The following is a 19,425-nucleotide window of genomic DNA, read 5'->3' as shown; positions in this document are numbered from 1 at the left end:
CTGATCGTCCGGAGGCCACAGGGCGTGGCCTTCCCCCCCGCCCTTGGCTGGGCGGAAGTCATGGGGGTGAGAGGGGCCGGCTCAGGTGGAGTGGGGGAGCTTGGACACGACGGTCACGCCGGGGCCCTTGGCGATTCGGTTTCATGGAGACGTCAGCCATGTGCGCGCACTGGGCGGCCATTATCCGTGAGCTCGCCCTGCGCCATCGGACCGCCTGCTCGGTCAGTAGGAATGTGAAGTTTCGAGAGGGGTTGTCCAAGACGGCCTGGCGCTCTATACGCGCTTCTACGGCTCGGCTGACATCCCGGGACGGCTCACTGGCAACCGTCCGAGTCAGGGTCTGTTCGGCATACTCCCTGATGTGCAGCAGCCCAGTCGGGGCGGCAGGCAGGAAATGCCGCATCACCCGGGATGACTGCTCAAGAGCACGCAGCTCAGCCTGCTTGTGGTACAGGCCAACACGCGCGTAGGCACGCCAGGACGCGTAGTCGACGTTCGCACGACGGGCCAGTACCAGCAGCTCTTGCGTTACTTCTTGAGGTGTTCCAAGAGCAGCCAGAATCCGCTCGACGTCGATCACGGTCGGGAGGGCGCGGCCCGTCTCGATGCGGCTGATCTTCGTCTGGCTCATGTTGCAGCGAACTGCCAGGCGTTCACCACTCAGGCCGGCGGCAAGGCGGAGGTCCTTGAGGGCCCCCGCCAAGTCTTTCCGCTCTCTCGCTTGATGCTCAGGTTCGATAGTCACTGAACGGAACGGAACTCTCTAGGGCCAGATCGCGCCATGCGAGATATCGGCTGATCTCGGGGGCTTCGATCAACTCCCGATTGATTTGCGTCCCGTCCGGCCGGTAGTTCAGGTGAACCACGGTCGTCTCGTCGAACATCCAGAAGTCCTGGTTGGGCAGGCTGAATTCCCTTTCTGTCATATCCACGATCCTGTAGTCCTCCCCCGCCGCGACGTTTCCAGGGATCGCCCACTCGAACAAGTAACGGCTGTAGTCCGTCAACGGCCTGTGGACGAGCTTGGCCCGCGTCATGGTGCGGCCCGCTGCCGTGTGGCCCCGGATCATCCGGTGCCACGTTGCATTGAAGCCTTCCGGCTTGGGCTCACCGGCGAGGAAGCTGCCGAGTGTCTCCGCCTCGGCCGGCATGGTGTACACCTGGTGTACTTCGAGCCGGAATGCCGAATGCTTGAAGTTCTCGAAGTACGACGTCCATTGGTCTCCGTCCAGCAGGACAGGGCTAGAGCCATCCACGGGCACGTGCGGCCTCCTTCAGCAGTTCCTCGGGCAGCAGGACGACGGACTCGCCGGCGGGTGTCGGACGAGCCAGGACGTAGCCCTGCACGGCGAGCATGCTGGGTTGGTCGGTGGCGAAGACGGTGGGGCAGTCGCCGTTGCCGCACTTGTCGTCGTCGCCAGCACTGCACGACCCTCCGGCGATCATGGTTAATTCCATGGGTTCCTCTTCCTCCAGCGGTCGACAGCAAGCTACGGAGAGTGACTACCCGTGGCAAGGGCGGTCAGCCCTTCAGTCACGTTCTCGCATAGATACGCGGGCCGACGGCCAGAGGAAGTCGAGAGGGGTGCCGAGGTGTTCCCCTTCCGGGCGGCGCAGCACTGGGGGTACGGGCTGAGGGCCCCGATGGCGAGAAAGCAGCGCAGGCGGGCGCGGCCCGATGCTCATGCGCGTGGGCATAACCGCAGCACAGTCCGCATTTCACCCAGCGCGCGCCGACCCGTAGCTTGGAGGGGTCAGATTTCAGCCTGGAGGTGTGCGGTGGACGAGACCCCTGCCGTGGTCGTCGCCAATGAGCCGGAGGCCGCCGCCGCCCTGGAGGCCACAGCTTCGGCAGCCGGCTCCCGCCGCAGCCTCGGGCCCGTGGCGCTCGTCGTCGGCGGTGCGCTCTCCGTCCAGTTCGGTGCCGCCATCGCCGTGCTGCTGATGCCGCGCGCCGGTGCCCTCGGGGTCGTGACGCTGCGGCTCGCCCTCGCCGCACTCGTGATGCTGCTCGTCTGCCGGCCCGCCCTCCGCGGGCATTCCCGCGCCGACTGGGGCACGGTCGTCGCCTTCGGTACCGCCATGGCAGCCATGAACATGCTCTTCTACCAGGCCGCCGACCGCATCCCGCTCGGCGCGGCCGTCACCTTCGAGGTGCTGGGCCCGCTCGTGCTCTCGGTGATCGTGTCGCGGCGGCTGGTCAACCTCGTCTGGGCGGGTCTCGCACTCGGCGGTGTGGTCCTGCTGAGTGGCGGCGGCTTCGACCGGCTCAACCCCGTGGGTGCGGCGTTCGCGCTCTCGGCGGGCGCGATGTGGGCCGCGTACATCGTCTTCAGCGCCCGCACTGGACGGCGCTTCCCGCAGGCCGACGGGCTTGCGCTGGCGATGGGAGTGGGGGCGGTGCTGAGTCTGCCGCTGGGGCTGGCGGAGGCCGGGTCCAAGCTGGTCGTGCCCTCGACGCTCGGGCTGGGGCTCGCCGTCGCACTGCTGTCGTCCGTCCTGCCCTACACCCTTGAGCTGCTCGCGCTGCGCAGGCTGCCCGCGCCGACCTTCGCGGTGCTGATGAGCCTGGAGCCGGCGATCGCGGCGGCGGCCGGGTTCTTCGTGCTGCATCAAGCCCTTTCCGCGGTGGACGCGTTGGCGATCGCGCTGGTCATCACGGCGAGCATGGGCGCGGTGCGCACTCAGGTGGCCGGAAAGGCGCCGGGAGACCTCACGAAGTAAAGCAAGCATGCTTGCTTGTTTTCGTCGACGCTGCCATGCTCCGGGGCACACAACGTCGTGTCCCGAGGGAGCGCACCGTGTCCGACCCGGCCGTCGTACTGGACGATCTGCGCAGCGAGAGCGATCAACTCGACCAGCTGGTGGGGGAGTTGACCGACGAGCAATGGGCGCGCCCCACCCCCGCGCCCCGCTGGACCATTGCCCACCAGATCGCCCATCTCGCCTGGACCGACGCGGCCTCGCTGCTCGCCGTCACCGACCGTGAGGCCTTCGGCGCCCAGGTCGAGAAGGCGCTCAAAGCGCCGGACGCTTTCGTCGACGAGGGCGCCGAGGAGGGGGCCGCGCTGCCGCCCGCCGAGCTGCTGGCCCGCTGGCGCGCCGGACGCGAGGAGCTGCAGCAGGCCCTGCGTCAGGCGCCCACCGGAGCGCGTTTCCCCTGGTACGGGCCGCCGATGAGCGTCGCGTCGACGGCCACCGGTCGCCTGATGGAGACCTGGGCGCACGGCCAGGACATCGCCGACGCGCTCGGAGCCGTACGCGAACCGACCCCCCGCCTGCGGCACGTCGCGTACATCGGGGTCAGGGCGCGCGACTACGCCTACGCGGTACGGGGCCTCACCCCGCCCGCCGAGCCGTTCCGCGTGGAGCTGACCGCTCCGGGCGGCGGCCTGTGGGTGTACGGCCCCGAGGACGCAGCCCAGCGGGTCACCGGGCCCGCGCTCGACTTCTGCCTCCTGGTGACCCAGCGCGCGCACCGCTCCGACCTCGCCGTACGGGCGGAGGGCGCCGACGCCGACGGGTGGCTGGACATCGCGCAGGCATTCGCCGGTCCCGCGGGACCGGGCCGCGAGCGGAAGGGGGCCTAGACGGTGCTGCGTATCGGCAATGCCTCCGGTTTCTACGGCGACCGCTTCGACGCGGTGAAGGAAATGCTCACGGGCGGGCCCCTCGATGTCCTGACCGGTGACTATCTCGCCGAACTCACCATGCTCATCCTCGGCCGCGACCGGCTGAAAGACCCGCGCCTCGGCTACGCCAAGACCTTCCTGCGGCAGCTGGAGGACACCCTCGGCCTCGCCCGGGAACGCGGCGTGAAGATCGTCACCAACGCGGGCGGGCTCAACCCGGCCGGGCTCGCCGACGCCGTGCGTGAACTCGCCGACCGCGTCGGTGTCCCCGTCAAGGTCGCCCATGTCGAGGGTGACGACCTAGCCGAGCGCTTCCCCGGCGCCCTCAGCGCCAACGCCTATCTCGGCGGCGCCGGGATCACCGCATGCCTGCTCGCCGGAGCCGATGTCGTCGTCACCGGCCGGGTCACCGACGCCGCCCTCGTCACCGGGCCCGCGGCCGCGCACTTCGGCTGGGGGCCCGAGGACTACGACGCGCTCGCGGGCGCGGTCGTCGCCGGGCACGTACTCGAATGCGGCACCCAGGCCACCGGCGGCAACTACTCCTTCTTCGGCGGCCATGACGTACGCCGCCCCGGCTTTCCCCTCGCCGAGATCCACGCCGACGGCACCAGCGTCATCACCAAGCACGACGGCACCGGCGGCCTCGTCGACGTCGGCACGGTCACCGCGCAGCTGCTGTACGAGACCGGGGGCGCGCGCTATGCCGGACCGGACGTCACCGCGCGCCTGGACACCGTACGGCTGGAGCAGGACGGGGAGGACCGGGTACGGATCTTCGGCGTACGCGGCGAAGCCCCGCCACCCACCCTCAAGGTCGGCCTCAACCGCATCGGCGGCTGGCGCAACGAGGTCGTGTTCGTGCTCACCGGCCTCGACATCGAGGCAAAGGCCCGCCTGGTGCGCGAACAGCTCGACGACGCCCTCGGCAAGCACCGCCCGGCCGAGGTCCGCTGGGAACTGGCCCGCACCGAGCGGCCCGACGGTGACACGGAGGAGCGCGCCAGCGCCTATCTGCGCCTCGTCGTCCGCGACAGCGACCCCGGCAAGGTGGGCCGCGCGGTGAGCGGCGCGGCGATCGAGCTGGCGCTCGGCAGCTACCCGGGTTTCCATGTGACGGCACCGCCCGGCAAGGGCGCGCCCTACGGGGTCTTCGAGCCCGAATACATCGACGCGGCCGAGGTGTCGCACACGGCCGTACTGCCCGACGGGCGCAGGGTCGCGGTGCCGGCTCCCGTACGGACGAAGGACGTCGAGCCGGTCCCGGACGACGGCGGGCTGCCCGCGGAACTGCCCGCCGGGCCGCGCCGGGCCGCGCCCCTCGGACTGATCGCAGGCGCCCGCAGCGGAGACAAGGGAGGCGACGCCAACGTCGGGGTGTGGGCGCGCTCCGACAGCGCCTGGCGCCTGCTCGCCCACGAGCTGACGGTGGACCGCTTCCGCGCGCTGCTCCCGGAGACCGCCGAACTGACCGTCGTACGCCATGTCCTGCCGAATCTTCGCGCCCTGAACTTCACCGTCGAGGGAATTCTCGGCGAGGGCGTCGCCGCGCAGGCCCGCTTCGACCCGCAGGCCAAGGCGCTCGGCGAGTGGCTGCGCTCGCGCTACGTCGACATCCCGGAGGTACTGCTGTCAACTTCTCGGCCCTAAAGGGACCGAGCCTGTAAGCCCAGTCGCCTTAGCCGAGTCGCGCTCCCGACTGCCCCCTACGACAGGGCGGTCACGGGTCGCATCTACCAGTGCGGGAGGTGTTAAGCCCTTGTGGTACGGGTCCGTTGACGAGAACCCACGCCGAGCGTGCGCGGTTGCGCACGTTGACCCCGGCGACGTGGTCGGAGGGGCCAGCGAGCCCGCACCGACGACAGGAGAAGGTGTCCCGGTCGGGACGGTTGTTCCTCGTCGTATGCCCGCACCGGGGGCACATCTGCGAGGTGTAGGCCGAGTCCACTTCGAGGAACGGCACCCCCGCCCGCAGGGCCTTGTAGGCGAGGTGTTCGCCGAGCTGGTGGAACGGCCAGGAGGACAACCGGACCCGCTGGGGCGCGTTCAGCCGTGCCCGTTCGCGGATGCCGCCCAGGTCTTCCAGGGCGATCCCGCGTCCGGTGCGTTGCGCTTCGGTCACGATCGTCTTCGAAATCTTGTGGTTGACATGGGCGGCGTGCCGTTGCTCCCGCCGGTTCCGATTTCGCAGCCTGCGATTCGCCGACCGAGTGCGCTTGGTCTGCAACTCCTGGCGTTTGCGCTGCTGCCAGCGCCGGTACCGGCCGAGTCGGCGCCCGGAATAGTTGTCCCCGTCGCTCGTGGTGGCGAGGTTGACGATGCCCCGATCCACGCCGATCCAGTCCACCGGCTCGAAGCGCTCGGCCTCCGGCACCTCACAGGTCGCGACCAGGAACCACTTGCCGTCCCGGTGTACCAGGTCGGTTTCCCCCTTGCGGCAGGTGTGCAGCGACTTGAGCTGGTCCGAATGCCCCACGTAGCCAACGCCCTGCAGACGTCCGCTGGTGGTCCAGATCGACACCGTCTGCGCGTCGTACTGCCAGGACAGACACCGCAGGTCATACGGCTGCGCCGCATCCGGACGGAACACGATGGGCTTGGACTCCGCCGCCGCCCTCCGTCTGGAGCCTTCCTTGCCGTAGTTCCCGGCCTTGAGGTTGGCGTGCAGCGTCGTGTACGCGTCCACCACTTTCTTGATCACCCGGATCGCGGGCTGTGCGGACAGCCCGAAGCGGTCCTTGATCTCCGTATAGACGAGGTCCTGCAAGCCGATGCGGACTGTGCCGTCCTTGCGCTTGGTCGTGTAGGGGCGGAACACCTTCTCCCTGAACGCGACCACCGACACGAAGTTCGCGGCCTCGTTCGCCGCGCACAGGGAGGAGTGCAGCGCCGCCGCCACCTCGGGCGTCGTCACCAACTTCACCTGCACCACCGTTTTCATCCCATTGACCGTAACGGGAGCCACTGACAATGAGCCAAAATCCGTGCATCCGTGCACGTCAAAGCAGTGCTGGCATCCGATTCATCCCGGCCCTAGAAAGCCGTACATCCTCGGAAGGGCTCCGGTGACTGTGCTCGCCTCGGCCGTCGACCCCACGGGACCCGAGTACGCCACCCGCCGCGATGCCATGCTCGGCCGGCTCTCCGAGCTGGAGGCCGAGCACGCCAAGGCGCTCGCGGGCGGCGGCGAGAAATACGTGGCCCGGCACCGGAAGCGCGGAAAGCTCCTCGCCCGCGAGCGCATCGAGCTGCTGCTCGACCCCGACACGCCCTTCCTGGAACTGTCCCCGCTCGCCGCGTGGGGCAGCGACTATCCCGTCGGTGCGTCGATGGTCACCGGCATCGGTGTGGTCGAGGGCGTCGAGTGCCTGATCACGGCCAACGACCCGACCGTGCGCGGCGGGGCGTCCAACCCCTGGACGCTGAAGAAGGCCCTGCGCGCCAACGAGATCGCGTACGCCAACCGGCTGCCCTGCATCTCGCTCGTCGAGTCCGGCGGGGCTGATCTGCCGTCCCAGAAGGAGATCTTCATCCCCGGCGGGGCGCTGTTCCGCGATCTGACGAGGCTGTCGGCCGCCGGGATCCCCACCATCGCGGTCGTCTTCGGCAACTCGACCGCCGGAGGCGCGTACGTCCCCGGCATGTCCGACCACACCATCATGATCAAGGAGCAGTCGAAGGTCTTCCTGGGCGGGCCGCCGCTGGTGAAGATGGCGACGGGCGAGGAGAGCGACGACGAGTCGCTCGGCGGCGCGGAGATGCATGCCCGTACGTCCGGGCTCGCCGACTACTTCGCCCTCGACGAGCCCGACGCGCTGCGGCAGGCCCGACGTGTGGTCGCCCGCCTCAACTGGCGTAAGGCGCACGGCGATCCGGGGCCGGCCGAGCCCCCCAAGTACGCGGAGGACGAGCTGCTCGGGATCGTGCCCGAGGACCTGAAGACGCCCTTCGATCCGCGCGAGGTCGTCGCGCGGATCGTCGACGGCTCGGACTTCGACGAGTTCAAACCGCTCTACGGGCCGAGCCTGGTGACCGGGTGGACGCGGCTGCACGGCTATCCGGTGGGCGTGCTGGCCAATGCGCAGGGCGTGCTCTTCTCGGCGGAGTCCCAGAAGGCGGCACAGTTCATCCAGTTGGCGAATCAGCGCGATGTGCCGCTGGTCTTCCTGCACAACACCACCGGCTACATGGTCGGCAAGGAGTACGAGCAGGGCGGCATCATCAAGCACGGCGCGATGATGATCAACGCGGTGTCGAACTCGAAGGTGCCGCATCTGTCGGTACTGATGGGCGCGTCGTACGGAGCCGGGCACTACGGCATGTGCGGGCGGGCGTATGACCCGCGCTTCCTCTTCGCCTGGCCCAGCGCCAAGTCCGCGGTGATGGGGCCGCAGCAGCTGGCGGGCGTGCTGTCGATCGTGGCGCGCGCGTCGGCGCAGGCGAAGGGGCAGCCGTACGACGAGGAGGCGGACGCGGGGCTGCGCGCGATGGTCGAGCAGCAGATCGAGGCGGAGTCGCTGCCCATGTTCCTGTCGGGGCGGCTGTACGACGACGGCGTGATCGACCCACGCGACACCCGTACGGTCCTCGGACTGTGCCTGTCGGCGATCCACACGGCACCGGTCGAGGGCGCGCGCGGCGGCTTCGGCGTCTTCCGGATGTGAGGCACTGATGATCTCCACTCTGCTGGTCGCGAACCGGGGCGAGATCGCCTGCCGGGTCTTTCGCACCTGCCGCGAGCTGGGCATCGCGACGGTCGCGGTGTACTCGGACGCGGATGCGTCGGCACTGCATGTGCGGGAGGCGGACGCCGCCGTACGCCTGCCGGGGGCGGCGCCCGCCGACACATATCTGCGCGGCGACCTGATCGTGAAGGCGGCACGGGCGGCGGGCGCGGACGCGGTGCATCCCGGGTACGGATTCCTGTCGGAGAACGCGGAGTTCGCCCGTGCGGTGACGGACGCGGGCCTGCTGTGGATCGGGCCGCCGCCCTCGGCCATCGAGGCGATGGCGTCCAAGACACGTGCGAAGGAACTGATGGGCGGCGCGCCCCTCGACCCCGCGACGGTCACCGAGGCCGACCTTCCGCTGCTGGTCAAGGCGGCGGCGGGCGGCGGCGGCCGCGGTATGCGTGTCGTCCGCGAACTGTCCCGTCTGGGCGCCGAGTTGGAGGCGGCCGGCTCAGAGGCGGCGTCGGCCTTCGGCGACGGCGAGGTGTTCCTGGAGCCCTACGTCGAACGTGGGCGCCATGTGGAAGTGCAGGTGCTGGCGGACGCGTACGGGACGGTATGGGCGCTGGGGACGCGCGACTGCTCCCTCCAGCGCCGCCACCAGAAGGTCATCGAGGAGTCCCCGGCGCCGGGCGTGCCTGCCGACCTGGTCTCCTCGCTCCACGAATCGGCGGTGACGGCGGCGCGGGCGGTGGGCTACCGGGGCGCGGGCACGGTGGAATTCCTGATCTCCCCCGGGGGCCGCGCCCACTTCCTGGAGATGAACACCCGCCTCCAGGTCGAACACCCGGTGACGGAGGCGGTGTTCGGCCTCGACCTGGTCGCGCTCCAGCTGCGCGTCGCGGAGGGTTCGCAGCTCCCCGCAACCCCACCGGAAGCCCGGGGCCACGCGGTGGAGGCGAGGCTGTACGCGGAGGACCCGGCGACGGGATGGACACCGCAGACGGGGGTGCTGCGGGCGCTCGACGTGGCGGACGCCCCCGGTCTGCGCGTCGATGCCGGGTACTCCGCCGGGGACACCGTCGGGGTGCACTACGACCCCATGATCGCCAAGGTCGTCGCCTGGGCCCCGGCCCGCGACGCCGCCGTGCGGCTGCTCGCGCAGGCCCTGCGGCGGGCGCGCGTGCACGGGCCCGCGACCAATCGGGATCTGCTCGTGCGGTCGCTGGAGCACCCCGACTTCACCGCGGCCCGGCTCGACACCGGGTTCTACGAGCGGCACCTCGACGCCCTCACCGCGCCCGCCCACGGGGAGCGGTACGCGGCGATCGCCGCCGCGATCGCCGATGCCGCGGCCCGGCCCGGAGCCTGGCGGAATCTGCCCTCGCAGCCGCAGGCCAAGGGCTACGGCGAGCACGAGGTCCGCTATCGCCTCGCCCGCGGCGGCGGGTTCGAGCTTGTCGACGACCCCGGGGTGCGGGTCGTCGACGCCGGGCCGGACCGTGTGCGCCTGGAGATCGACGGTGTCGTGCGGCCCTTCGACGTCACCGATCACGGTGACGGGTACATCCACATCGACAGCCCCACCGGCGCGCACGCGCTCGCCGTGCGGCCCCGGTTCACCGATCCGCAGGACCGGGCCGAGCCCGGGTCGCTGCTCGCGCCCATGCCCGGAACCGTCGTCCGCGTCGGTGACGGGCTCGCCCCGGGGGCCACGGTCACCCAGGGGCAGCCGCTCGTATGGCTGGAGGCGATGAAGATGGAGCACCGCATCCTCTCGCCCGCCTCCGGCATCCTCACCGCGCTCCACGCCGTACCCGGCCGTCAGGTCGAGGTCGGCGCCCTGCTCGCCGTCGTCAACGAAGTAACGGCCGAAGCCACACAGGAGGAGGACACCGCGTCATGACCATCGAGAGCCAGGAACACACCGCACTGCGTGCCGCTGTCGCCGCGCTCGGACAGCGCCACGGACGCGGCTACGAACGCGAACAGCTGTGGGCCGAGGCCGCCAAGCTCGGCTATCTCGGCGTGAACCTCCCCGAAGAGCACGGCGGCGGCGGAGGCGGCATGGCCGAACTGTCCATCGTTCTGGAGGAGTTGGGCGCCGCGGGCTGTCCACTGCTCATGATGGTCGTCTCACCCGCCATCTGCGGCAGCGTCATCGCCCGGTTCGGAACGCCGGAGCAGAAGCACACGTGGCTGCCCGGGCTCGCCGACGGCAGCCTCACCATGGCCTTCGGCATCACCGAGCCCGACGCCGGGTCCAATTCGCACCGGATCACGACCACCGCGCGCCGTGACGGCGACGGCTGGGTACTGACCGGGCGCAAGGTCTTCATCTCGGGCGTGGACATTGCCGACGCCACGCTCATCGTCGGCCGAACCGAGACTGCATCTTCTCCGGGGGCCGCACCGGCGCTCAAGCCCTGCCTCTTCATCGTCCCCCGCGATGCCGAAGGTTTCCGGCGCTCGCAGATCGACATGGAACTGCAGGCCCAGGAGAAGCAGTTCGAGCTGGTCCTCGACGACGTCACCCTGCCCGCCGACGCGCTCGTCGGGGACGAGGACGCCGGACTCCTCCAGCTCTTCGCCGGGCTCAACCCCGAGCGCATCATGACGGCCGCCTTCGCGATCGGGATGGGGCGGTACGCACTCGCCCGCGCCATCGACTACGCCAAGACGCGGCAGGTCTGGAAAGAGCCCATCGGCGCCCACCAGGCCATCGCCCACCCCCTCGCCCAGGCCCACATCGAGCTCGAACTCGCCCGCCTGATGATGCAGAAGGCCGCGGGCCTCTACGACGCCGGCGACGACATCGGCGCGGGCGAAGCCGCCAACATGGCCAAGTACGCGGCCGGCGAGGCCTGTGTGAAGGCCGTCGACCAGGCCGTCCACACCCTCGGCGGCAACGGCCTCACCCGGGAGTACGGCCTCGCCTCCCTGATCACCGCCGCCCGCGTCGCAAGGATCGCCCCGGTCAGCCGCGAGATGATCCTCAATTACGTATCCCACCAGTCCCTGGGTCTCCCCAAGTCGTACTGACAAAGGAGATTCTGGGCGTCCACACGCAGGACACAGCGAGGGGCCCACGATGGTGTTTCAGAGCGAGTACGCAGATGTCACGCCCGTCACCGAGCCGATCCACGACGCGGTCCTCGGCCGGGCAGCCGAATACGGCGACGCGATCGCCCTGGTCGACGGCGTGAACGGCACCACCGTCACCTACGCGCAGCTCGACCGGTTCCACCGGCGCATCGCCGCAGCCCTCGCCGACGCGGGCCTGCGCAAGGGCGACGTCCTCGCCCTGCACAGCCCCAACACCGTCGCCTACCCCTCCGTGTTCTACGGGGCGACCCGCGCCGGCGCCTCGGTCACCACCGTCCATCCGCTCGCCACGGCGGAGGAGTTCGCCAAGCAGCTGCGTGACTCCTCCGCCCGCTGGATCGTCACCGTCTCGCCGCTGCTCGAAGTCGCCCGCAGGGCCGCCGAACTGGCCGCGGGCATCGAGGAGATCTTCGTCTGCGACCGCGCCGACGGGCATGTGAGCATCCTCGACATGCTCGGCGGGGCCGCCCCGGAGCCGGATGTCGTCCTCGACCCGGCCGAGGACATCGCCGCCTTGCCCTACTCCTCGGGCACCACCGGCATCCCCAAGGGCGTGATGCTCACCCACCGTTCGATCGCCACCAACCTCGCCCAGCTCCACCCGCTGATGCCGATGGGCCCCGGCGACCGCATCCTCGCCGTACTGCCCTTCTTCCACATCTACGGACTCACCGCGCTGATGAACGCGCCGCTGCGGCAGGGCGCCACCGTCGTCGTACTGCCCCGCTTCGAGCTGGAGACCTTCCTCGCGGCGATCGAGAAGCACCGCATCAACGCCATCTACGTCGCCCCGCCCATCGTCCTCGCTCTCGCCAAACACCCGGCGGTCGCGTCCTTCGACCTGTCCTCGCTGGAATACATCATCAGCTCGGCAGCACCCCTGGACGCCGATCTGGCCGCGGCCTGCTCGAAACGGCTCGGGCTGCCGCCCATCGGCCAGGCCTACGGCATGACCGAACTCTCGCCCGGCACCCACCTCGTCCCCCTCGGAGCCGAGAACGCGCCGCCCGGCACCGTCGGCAAACTCATCGCGTCGACCGAGATGCGGATCTGCTCCCTCGACGATCCCGGCAAGGACGCCGCACCCGGCGAGGAGGGCGAGATCGCGATCCGCGGCCCGCAGGTGATGAAGGGCTATCTCGGACGCCCCGAGGACACCGGCCGGATGATCGACGCCGACGGCTGGCTGCACACCGGCGACATAGGCCGGGTCGACGACGGCTGGCTCTTCGTCGTCGACCGGGTCAAGGAACTCATCAAGTACAAGGGCTTCCAGGTCGCGCCCGCCGAGCTGGAGGCACTGCTGCTCACCCACGAGGGCGTCGCCGACGCGGCGGTGATCGGTGTGTACGACGAGAACGGGAACGAGATCCCCAAGGCGTACGTCGTACGGCAGACGGCCGCCGAAGACCTCACCGAGGACGACATCACCGCCTTCGTCGCCGAACGCGTCGCGCCGTACAAGAAGATCCGCCGCGTCGAATTCATCGGCGCGGTACCCCGCGCCGTGTCGGGAAAGATCCTCAGGCGTGAGCTGAGGGACCGGGAGAGGGAGAACACGTGACGGAAAGCCCGCCGGAAGGCATGCCGGAGCGCCCGCCGCTCGTCGCCACCGCGCACGAGCGCGGCATCGCCACCCTGACGCTGGACTCTCCCCCTACCTCCGGCGGGGGGACCCGCAACAACCGCAACGCCCTGTCGGCGCGGCTGGTCGGCGAGCTGGCGCAGGCGCTGGCGGACTGCGCCAAGGACGAGTCCGTACGGGCCGTGGTGCTCACCCACACCGGGTCCACGTTCAGCGCGGGCGCGGACCTGAAGGCCCCGCCCAACCCGTACACCTTCGTCGGCCTGCTGCGGCAGATCGTCACCCTGCCCAAACCGGTCGTCGCCCGCGTCACCGGGCACGTCCGGGCGGGCGGCATCGGCCTGCTCGGGGCCTGTGACATCGCGGCCGGCGCCACGGGCGCGGACTTCGCCTTCACGGAGGTTCGCATCGGGGTCGCGCCCGCCGTGATCTCCCTGCCCCTGCTGCCGCGCATGGACCCGCGCGCGGCCGAGCGCTACTACCTCACCGGCGAGCGCTTCGACGCGGCGGAGGCGGCCCGCACCGGACTGCTCACCCTCGCCGCCGACGACGTGGACGCGGCGCTCGCCCCGGTGCTCGACGGGCTGCGCCGGGCATCCCCGCAGGGCCTCGCCGCATCGAAGGAACTGCTGGCGGCCAGGGTTCTGGAGGCCTTCGACCGGGACGCCGAGGACCTGGTGCAGCGTTCGGCGTCCCTGTTCGCGTCCGCCGAGGCCCGCGAAGGGATGACGGCCTTCCTCGAACGACGGGACCCCGCATGGGTGTGGTGACCTCCCCCAAACAGGACCGCAGCCGGGCGACCCGGCAGCGACTCCTGGAGGCCGCGGTGTCCTGCCTCGCCGAACACGGCTGGGCGGGCTCCACCGTCTCGGTCGTCGCGGAGCGGGCGGGAGTCTCGCGGGGCGCGGCGCAGCACCACTTCCCGACCAGGGAGGACCTGTTCACGGCGGCCGTCGAGTACGTCGCTGAAGAGCGCTCGCAGGCCCTGCGCACGCTCCCTACGCAGGACCGCACCGCGGTCGTCGCGGCCCTCGTCGACCTCTACACGGGCCCGCTGTTCCGGGCGGCCCTGCACCTGTGGGTCGCCGCGTCCAACGAGGAACAACTGCGCTCACGCGTCACGGAACTGGAGGCACGCGTCGGCCGCGAGACCCACCGGATCGCCGTCCAGCTGCTGGAGGTCGACGAGTCACACCCCGGAGTACGGGAAACCGTGCAGGGCCTGCTGGACATGGCCCGCGGGCTGGGCCTGGCGAACCTGCTCACGGACGACACGGCACGGCGCAAGCGGGTGGTGGGGCAGTGGGGGCGGCTGCTGGAGGAGGTCCTGGGCTGAGGCGACGGGGCTGTGGCGCCGGCCACGCATCCACCGCTCGCCGCGCAGTACCCTGGGCGAATGCTTCTGCTCGTACGACGCCGCCACGTGGACTACGTCCGCGTCACGAGCATGGGCTGTCCGCGCTCCGTCTGACCCAGCGCACAGCCCCCGTCTCCCCCTGGCCCCGCCCCACCCCCGGTGGCCCCAAGGGACCCGTACACCCCGCGGATGCATCCATGTCATACCTCCAGCTTCCCGTCATCGACCTCTCGGCCGCCGACCGCGGCTCCCAGGCCCGGGCCCTGCTGCACGCCCAGCTGCACAGCGCCGCCCACGACGTCGGCTTCTTCCAGCTCACCGGCCACGGCGTCACCGACGCCGAGACCACCGCCCTCACCGTCGCCGTGCGAGCCTTCTTCGCGCTGCCCGAGGCCGACCGGCTCGCCATCGACAACATCAACTCGCCCCACTTCCGCGGCTACACGCGCACCGGCGACGAACGCACCGGTGGCACACAGGACTGGCGCGACCAGCTCGACATCGGCGCCGAACGGCCCGCCCGCGTGCCGGGCCCCGGCGAACCCGGCTACTGGTGGCTCCAGGGCCCCAACCAGTGGCCCGCCGCCCTGCCCGGGCTGCGTACCGCCGCACTCGCCTGGATGGACCGGCTCAGCTCCGTCGCCGACAGGCTGCTGCAAGAACTGCTCGCCGCCGTCGGCGCTCCCCCCGGCTTCTACGACGACATCTTCGGCGACCGCGCCCACCTCCATCTGAAGCTGGTGCGCTACCCGGGCAGCGGCCCCGACGGCGGCCAGGGCGTCGGCGCCCACAAGGACTACGGCTTTTTGACCCTGCTCCACCAGGACGAGACAGGCGGACTCCAGGTCGAGCGCTCGGACGGGCAGTTCCACGAGGTGCCGCCCCTTCCAGGCGCCTTCGTCGTCAACCTCGGCGAACTCCTCGAAGTCGCCACCAACGGCTATCTCAAGGCCACCAACCACCGTGTGGTCAGCCCGCCCGGCGCCGTCGAGCGCTACTCCGTGCCGTTCTTCTACAACCCACGCCTGGACGCCCGTATCGAACCGCTGCCCTTCCCGTACGCGGCGAAGGCGCCGGGCGTGACCGCGGACCCCGCCAACCCGCTGTTCGCGGAGTACGGACGCAACGAACTCAAGGGAAAACTGCGGGCACACCCGCTGGTCGCCGCCCGCCATCACGCGGACCTGCTGACTCAGGAGCGTCAGACCGCGATGTCCTCGTAGCCGACGATCTGGCGCGGGTCCCGTGCCGCGGGACCGACGTAGCGCGCGGAGGGCCGCACCAGCCGGCCCGTGCGCTTCTGCTCCAGGATGTGCGCCGACCATCCCGCCGTACGGGCACAGGTGAACATCGACGTGAACATGTGCGCCGGGACCTCCGCGAAGTCCAGCATGATGGCTGCCCAGAACTCCACGTTCGTCGCCAGAACCCGGTCCGGGCGGCGATTGTGCAGCTCCTCCAGCGCGGCCCTCTCCAGCGCCTCGGCCACCTCGAACCGCGGCGCGTCCAGCTCCTTGGCCGTACGGCGCAGGACCCGCGCCCGCGGGTCCTCGGCGCGGTAGACCCGGTGCCCGAAACCCATCAGCCGCTCACCCTTGTCCAGGGCCCGCTTCACATACGCCGTCGCGTCACCGGTGCGCTCGATCTCCTCGATCATCCCGAGCACCCGGGAGGGAGCACCACCGTGCAGCGGCCCCGACATGGCACCGACCGCGCCCGACAGTGCCGCCGCGACATCCGCACCCGTGGAAGCGATCACCCGCGCGGTGAAGGTGGAGGCGTTCATGCCGTGCTCGGCCGCCGAGGTCCAGTACGCGTCCACAGCCCTGACATGCCGCGGATCCGGCTCCCCGCGCCAGCGGATCATGAACCGCTCCACGACGGACTCGGCCTTGTCGATCTCCCGCTGCGGAACCATCGGCAACCCCTGGCCGCGCGCCGACTGGGCAACGTACGACAGGGCCATCACCGCGGCACGGGCCAGGTCGTCACGGGCCTGAGCCTCGTCGATGTCCAGCAGCGGCTTCAGACCCCACACCGGGGCGAGCATCGCCAGCGCCGACTGCACATCGACACGGATGTCACCGGAGTGCACGGGAATCGGGAAAGGCTCCGCGGCCGGCAGACCGGGGTTGAAAGCGCCGTCGACCAGCAGTCCCCACACGTTCCCGAACGAGACATGGCCGACCAGATCCTCGATGTCGACACCGCGGTAGCGCAGGGAGCCGCCCTCCTTGTCGGGTTCGGCGATCTCCGTCTCGAACGCGACGACTCCCTCGAGCCCAGGTACGAAGTCGGACATCAGCTGCTCCTCACGATGTGTGCGACAGGCAAGGGCCGGCGTGGATCTCTCACTCCGGTGATGCCCCGTGCGGGAGGTGGTCACCCAACCGCCGGGGAGGCAGGCACGATATCCCCTGCTGTATGAAGGCCACAGTGGCCCGACCCAAGATTTTGGCGGGTCCGCCTCATGCGGGGAAGCGTGACATCCGGCACACTGCCCCATTCCCGGCGGGAAGGATTAGCGGCACTCCGTGCCGGGCAAACTCGGCCCCTGCGGCAGTATGGCCACGTGACCGACCATGCCGCCCCGAACCCGGTTCCCGCCTCTCACGACCCCGCCGTGATGCGCGAGCAGTACCGCTCCACGCCCCTCCTGGAGACGGATCTGGCCGACGACCCCATGGACCAGTTCGCCCGGTGGTTCAAGGAAGCCGCGTCCGTGAACCTGCACGAGCCGAACGCCATGATCGTCTCCACCGCCACCCCCGACGGCCACCCGTCCTCGCGCACGGTGCTGCTGAAGCAGTACGACGCGCACGGCTTCGTCTTCTACACCAACTACGCCTCCCGCAAGGGCCGGGAACTCGCGGCGAACCCGTACATCTCACTGCTCTTCCCCTGGCACCCACTGGCCCGCCAGGTCATCGTCACGGGCACGGCGGCCCGCATCGGCCGCGACGAGACAGCCGCGTACTTCCGCACCCGCCCGCACGGCTCGCAGCTGGGCGCCTGGGCGAGCGAACAGTCCTCGGTGATCGGCTCACGCGACGAGCTGCTGCGCAGATACGAGGAACTGGCAACCCGCTACCCCGAGGGCGAACAGGTCCCGGCCCCGCCGGAGTGGGGCGGCTACCGGGTCGAACCCCGGACGGTGGAGTTCTGGCAGGGCCACGCGAACCGGCTGCACGACAGGCTGCGGTATGTCCGTACGGGGGCGGAGGAGGCGGCCTGGCGGGTGGAGCGGCTGTCGCCGTGACCTGCGGGAGCCCATGAACGCAGAAACCCGCGGGCTCTGGTCCCTCCTTGCGGAGGGGCCGGCCGGATGTGCCGGCGAGCCCGCGGGTCGGTGACTGCTGGGAATTTCGGCCGACGGTCAGTCGGCTGCACACAGAGTGCGACGACGGGCCGTCAGCCCGCAGTCACCTCACGCATCCGAAAAGACATCACTTCCGGATCACCTCCTTTCACCGTGTGGCCCACACCTTAGGAAGCGGTCCGGAACCCCACAAGCGAATTTCCGGGAGACAACGATTTTCGGGAACAGGGTGTGTCCTGCGTCACGTTCCAGTTGAATGATCTGACGTGCACAGCTCGCGCGGACACGTCCTGCCAGGGGGTTCAGGATGAGTGCTTCCAGGAGTGAAACCACCAGTGCGCTGGGGCCCGACGAGCCGGACCGGGAGGGCGCTGGGTTGGAGGATTCGGCGCCGGTGCCCGGGTCGGAGTTGCTTGCGGCGCTGCTCGACGGGATGGACGCCGCCCTGTGCGCGTTCGATGCCGGCGGCACGATCACGCACTGGAACCGCGAGGCCGAGCGGATTCTCGGCTGGTCCTCCGAGGAGGCCGTGGGGCGGCACGGGTTCGCGGGGTGGGCGGTGCGGACCGCCGATGCCGAGGAGGTGCAGGGGCGGCTGATGGCCGCCATGGTTGCTCCCGGGCGGCAGGTCCATGAGTTCGCGCTGCTGCGCAAGGACGGTGGGCGGGTTCTCGTACGGACCCAGTCGGCGCGGGTGCTGGGCGCGGACGGGAAGCCCGCGGGCGTGTACTGCGCCTTCAGCGAGGTGCATGCGCAGATCGACCTGGAGCGGTCGATCGCGCTGAGTGAGGCGCTGTTCGACGACGCGTCCTGGGGTGTCGTCCTGGTCGACGTGGATCTGCGGCCGACTGTGGTCAACGGCTACGCGGCGCGGGCGCTGGGGGCGGGGCGTACGTCTCCGCTCGGGCGGCCGCTGGGTGAGCTGGTCGTCCAGGGCGTGGAGGAGCTGGAGGGCGCGCTCCACCATGTGCTGGCGGAGGGCGCGCCGCGGGGGCTCGCGGACCTGTGGGTGACGCTGGGCACGGCGCAGGGGGAGCGGCGCCGGTGCTGGCGGAGTGGTTTTCTGCGGCTTGCCTCGCCGCTGGCGGAGGAGCCGGTCCCGCTCGGGGTCGGCTGGCTGTTCCACGACGTGACGGAGTCGAAGCTGGCGGAGCAGGAGGCGGACCGGCTGCGCTTCCGGTCGAGTCAGCTGCACCGGGCGGGGCGGACCGCGGCGGAGTGTGAGGACCCGATGGAGGCGGCGACGGCGTATCTGGACTTCGCGCTGGCCGGTTTCGCGGACCATGCGCTGATCGATCTGGTGGAGCCGGACGGGGAGCGCCTGATCCGGGCGGCGGCGACCCCGTCGGGTGCGCCGGGCCCGTGCGTGCCGGTGGCGGACGGCGGGTTCCCGGTCCGCTATCCGCCGGGCCATCCGGCGCTCCAGGCGGCCGACCGCAACGGTTCGGTCCGGGCGAGCGCGCCCGCGCCGGCCGCGGCGACGGGTGACTGGGGGGCGGACCGCCAGTGGCCTCGGGACGCGGTGCACGCGTTGTGCGCGGTGCTGCGGAGCCGGGGGCGGACGCTGGGTGTGGTGACGTTCCTGCGGGGGACGAGCCGGCCGGCGTTCGAGCGGGCGGACGCGATGTATGCGGAGAGTGTGGCGGTGCTGGCAGCGGCGTCGCTGGACCTGGCGCTGCTGACGGAGGAGTGACGGGCGCCCGCTGCCGCCTGCCGCACTGCGAACCGCTCGGTGCGGGCTTCCGTGTCCCTGATCG

The 19,425-nt window shown here is 70.5% G+C and carries 17 protein-coding genes; 12 read left to right on the top strand and 5 right to left on the bottom strand.

The genetic code is table 11. The annotated features are described in order from the left end of the window. Positions 1-58: 58 nt before the first annotated feature. Genes FBY35_RS34350 through FBY35_RS34340 form a run of 3 tightly spaced genes read right to left on the bottom strand, consistent with a single transcriptional unit; the run spans position 59 to position 1,458 of the window. Entirely contained in the window at positions 59-745 is a 687-nt protein-coding gene (locus FBY35_RS34350) for a helix-turn-helix domain-containing protein (RefSeq protein ID WP_260848910.1), read from the bottom strand. Next, complete coding sequence (locus tag FBY35_RS34345; protein ID WP_142217794.1) at positions 729-1,262, bottom strand: DUF6879 family protein; 534 nt, start codon at positions 1,260-1,262, stop codon at positions 729-731. Before FBY35_RS34345 ends, FBY35_RS34350 begins: the two co-directional genes overlap by 17 nt. After that, positions 1,243-1,458: a hypothetical protein gene (locus FBY35_RS34340; protein WP_260848909.1), complete on the bottom strand. Its 216-nt coding sequence runs from the start codon at positions 1,456-1,458 to the stop codon at positions 1,243-1,245. The genes FBY35_RS34345 and FBY35_RS34340 overlap by 20 nt, the downstream gene beginning before the upstream one ends. A 375-nt stretch (positions 1,459-1,833) precedes the next feature. Here FBY35_RS34340 and FBY35_RS34335 point away from each other — a divergent pair, with 375 nt between their 5' ends. The 3 genes from FBY35_RS34335 to FBY35_RS34325 all read left to right on the top strand — a co-directional run bounded on the left by FBY35_RS34335 (position 1,834) and on the right by FBY35_RS34325 (position 5,282). Further along, a complete protein-coding gene (locus FBY35_RS34335; RefSeq protein ID WP_260848983.1) occupies positions 1,834-2,724 on the top strand; it encodes a DMT family transporter in 891 nt (296 codons plus the stop codon). 77 nt (positions 2,725-2,801) lie between these two features. Further along, positions 2,802-3,590, top strand: coding sequence for a TIGR03084 family metal-binding protein (locus tag FBY35_RS34330; RefSeq protein ID WP_142217793.1), 789 nt, complete (start codon positions 2,802-2,804; stop codon positions 3,588-3,590). Positions 3,591-3,653: 63 nt separating this feature from the next. Continuing rightward, the gene (locus FBY35_RS34325) at positions 3,654-5,282 is read left to right on the top strand and encodes an acyclic terpene utilization AtuA family protein (protein ID WP_260848982.1); all 1,629 of its coding nucleotides are present in this window, start codon (positions 3,654-3,656) and stop codon (positions 5,280-5,282) included. A 70-nt stretch (positions 5,283-5,352) separates the two neighbouring features. Here FBY35_RS34325 and FBY35_RS34320 read toward each other — a convergent pair whose 3' ends face one another. Then, positions 5,353-6,573, bottom strand: a complete 1,221-nt coding sequence (locus tag FBY35_RS34320; protein WP_260848908.1) for a transposase — start codon at positions 6,571-6,573, stop codon at positions 5,353-5,355. A 124-nt stretch (positions 6,574-6,697) separates the two neighbouring features. On the opposite strand from FBY35_RS34320, the gene FBY35_RS34315 reads away from it, so the two are divergent. The 7 genes from FBY35_RS34315 to FBY35_RS34285 all read left to right on the top strand — a co-directional run bounded on the left by FBY35_RS34315 (position 6,698) and on the right by FBY35_RS34285 (position 15,572). Continuing rightward, positions 6,698-8,296: an acyl-CoA carboxylase subunit beta gene (locus tag FBY35_RS34315; RefSeq protein WP_142217790.1), complete on the top strand. Its 1,599-nt coding sequence runs from the start codon at positions 6,698-6,700 to the stop codon at positions 8,294-8,296. Between the two features lie 7 nt (positions 8,297-8,303). Next, entirely contained in the window at positions 8,304-10,208 is a 1,905-nt protein-coding gene (locus FBY35_RS34310; RefSeq protein WP_142217789.1) for a biotin carboxylase N-terminal domain-containing protein, read from the top strand. Beyond that, positions 10,205-11,344, top strand: coding sequence for an acyl-CoA dehydrogenase family protein (locus FBY35_RS34305; RefSeq protein WP_142217788.1), 1,140 nt, complete (start codon positions 10,205-10,207; stop codon positions 11,342-11,344). Before FBY35_RS34310 ends, FBY35_RS34305 begins: the two co-directional genes overlap by 4 nt. 49 nt (positions 11,345-11,393) lie before the next feature. After that, a complete protein-coding gene (locus FBY35_RS34300; RefSeq protein ID WP_186357133.1) occupies positions 11,394-12,971 on the top strand; it encodes a 4-coumarate--CoA ligase family protein in 1,578 nt (525 codons plus the stop codon). Positions 12,972-12,991: 20 nt separating this feature from the next. Further along, complete coding sequence (locus FBY35_RS34295; protein WP_142218324.1) at positions 12,992-13,762, top strand: enoyl-CoA hydratase family protein; 771 nt, start codon at positions 12,992-12,994, stop codon at positions 13,760-13,762. Further along, on the top strand, positions 13,750-14,328 hold the full coding sequence (locus tag FBY35_RS34290) for a TetR/AcrR family transcriptional regulator (RefSeq protein WP_142217787.1): 579 nt from the start codon (positions 13,750-13,752) through the stop codon (positions 14,326-14,328). The genes FBY35_RS34295 and FBY35_RS34290 overlap by 13 nt, the downstream gene beginning before the upstream one ends. A gap of 218 nt (positions 14,329-14,546) precedes the next feature. Beyond that, the gene (locus FBY35_RS34285; protein WP_142217786.1) at positions 14,547-15,572 is read left to right on the top strand and encodes an isopenicillin N synthase family oxygenase; all 1,026 of its coding nucleotides are present in this window, start codon (positions 14,547-14,549) and stop codon (positions 15,570-15,572) included. Here the strand turns inward: FBY35_RS34285 and FBY35_RS34280 are convergent. Beyond that, on the bottom strand, positions 15,551-16,651 hold the full coding sequence (locus tag FBY35_RS34280; RefSeq protein WP_142217785.1) for a citrate synthase 2: 1,101 nt from the start codon (positions 16,649-16,651) through the stop codon (positions 15,551-15,553). The genes FBY35_RS34285 and FBY35_RS34280 overlap by 22 nt on opposite strands. 324 nt (positions 16,652-16,975) lie before the next feature. Here FBY35_RS34280 and pdxH point away from each other — a divergent pair, with 324 nt between their 5' ends. After that, positions 16,976-17,608, top strand: a complete 633-nt coding sequence (pdxH, locus tag FBY35_RS34275; protein WP_260848981.1) for a pyridoxamine 5'-phosphate oxidase — start codon at positions 16,976-16,978, stop codon at positions 17,606-17,608. A 367-nt stretch (positions 17,609-17,975) separates the two neighbouring features. Beyond that, positions 17,976-19,361: a PAS domain-containing protein gene (locus tag FBY35_RS34270; RefSeq protein ID WP_142217783.1), complete on the top strand. Its 1,386-nt coding sequence runs from the start codon at positions 17,976-17,978 to the stop codon at positions 19,359-19,361. Positions 19,362-19,425: the final 64 nt, after the last annotated feature.

The organism is Streptomyces sp. SLBN-118 (assembly GCF_006715635.1).
GTDB lineage: Bacteria > Actinomycetota > Actinomycetes > Streptomycetales > Streptomycetaceae > Streptomyces.
This window is presented reverse-complemented; position numbering and strand designations above follow the sequence as displayed.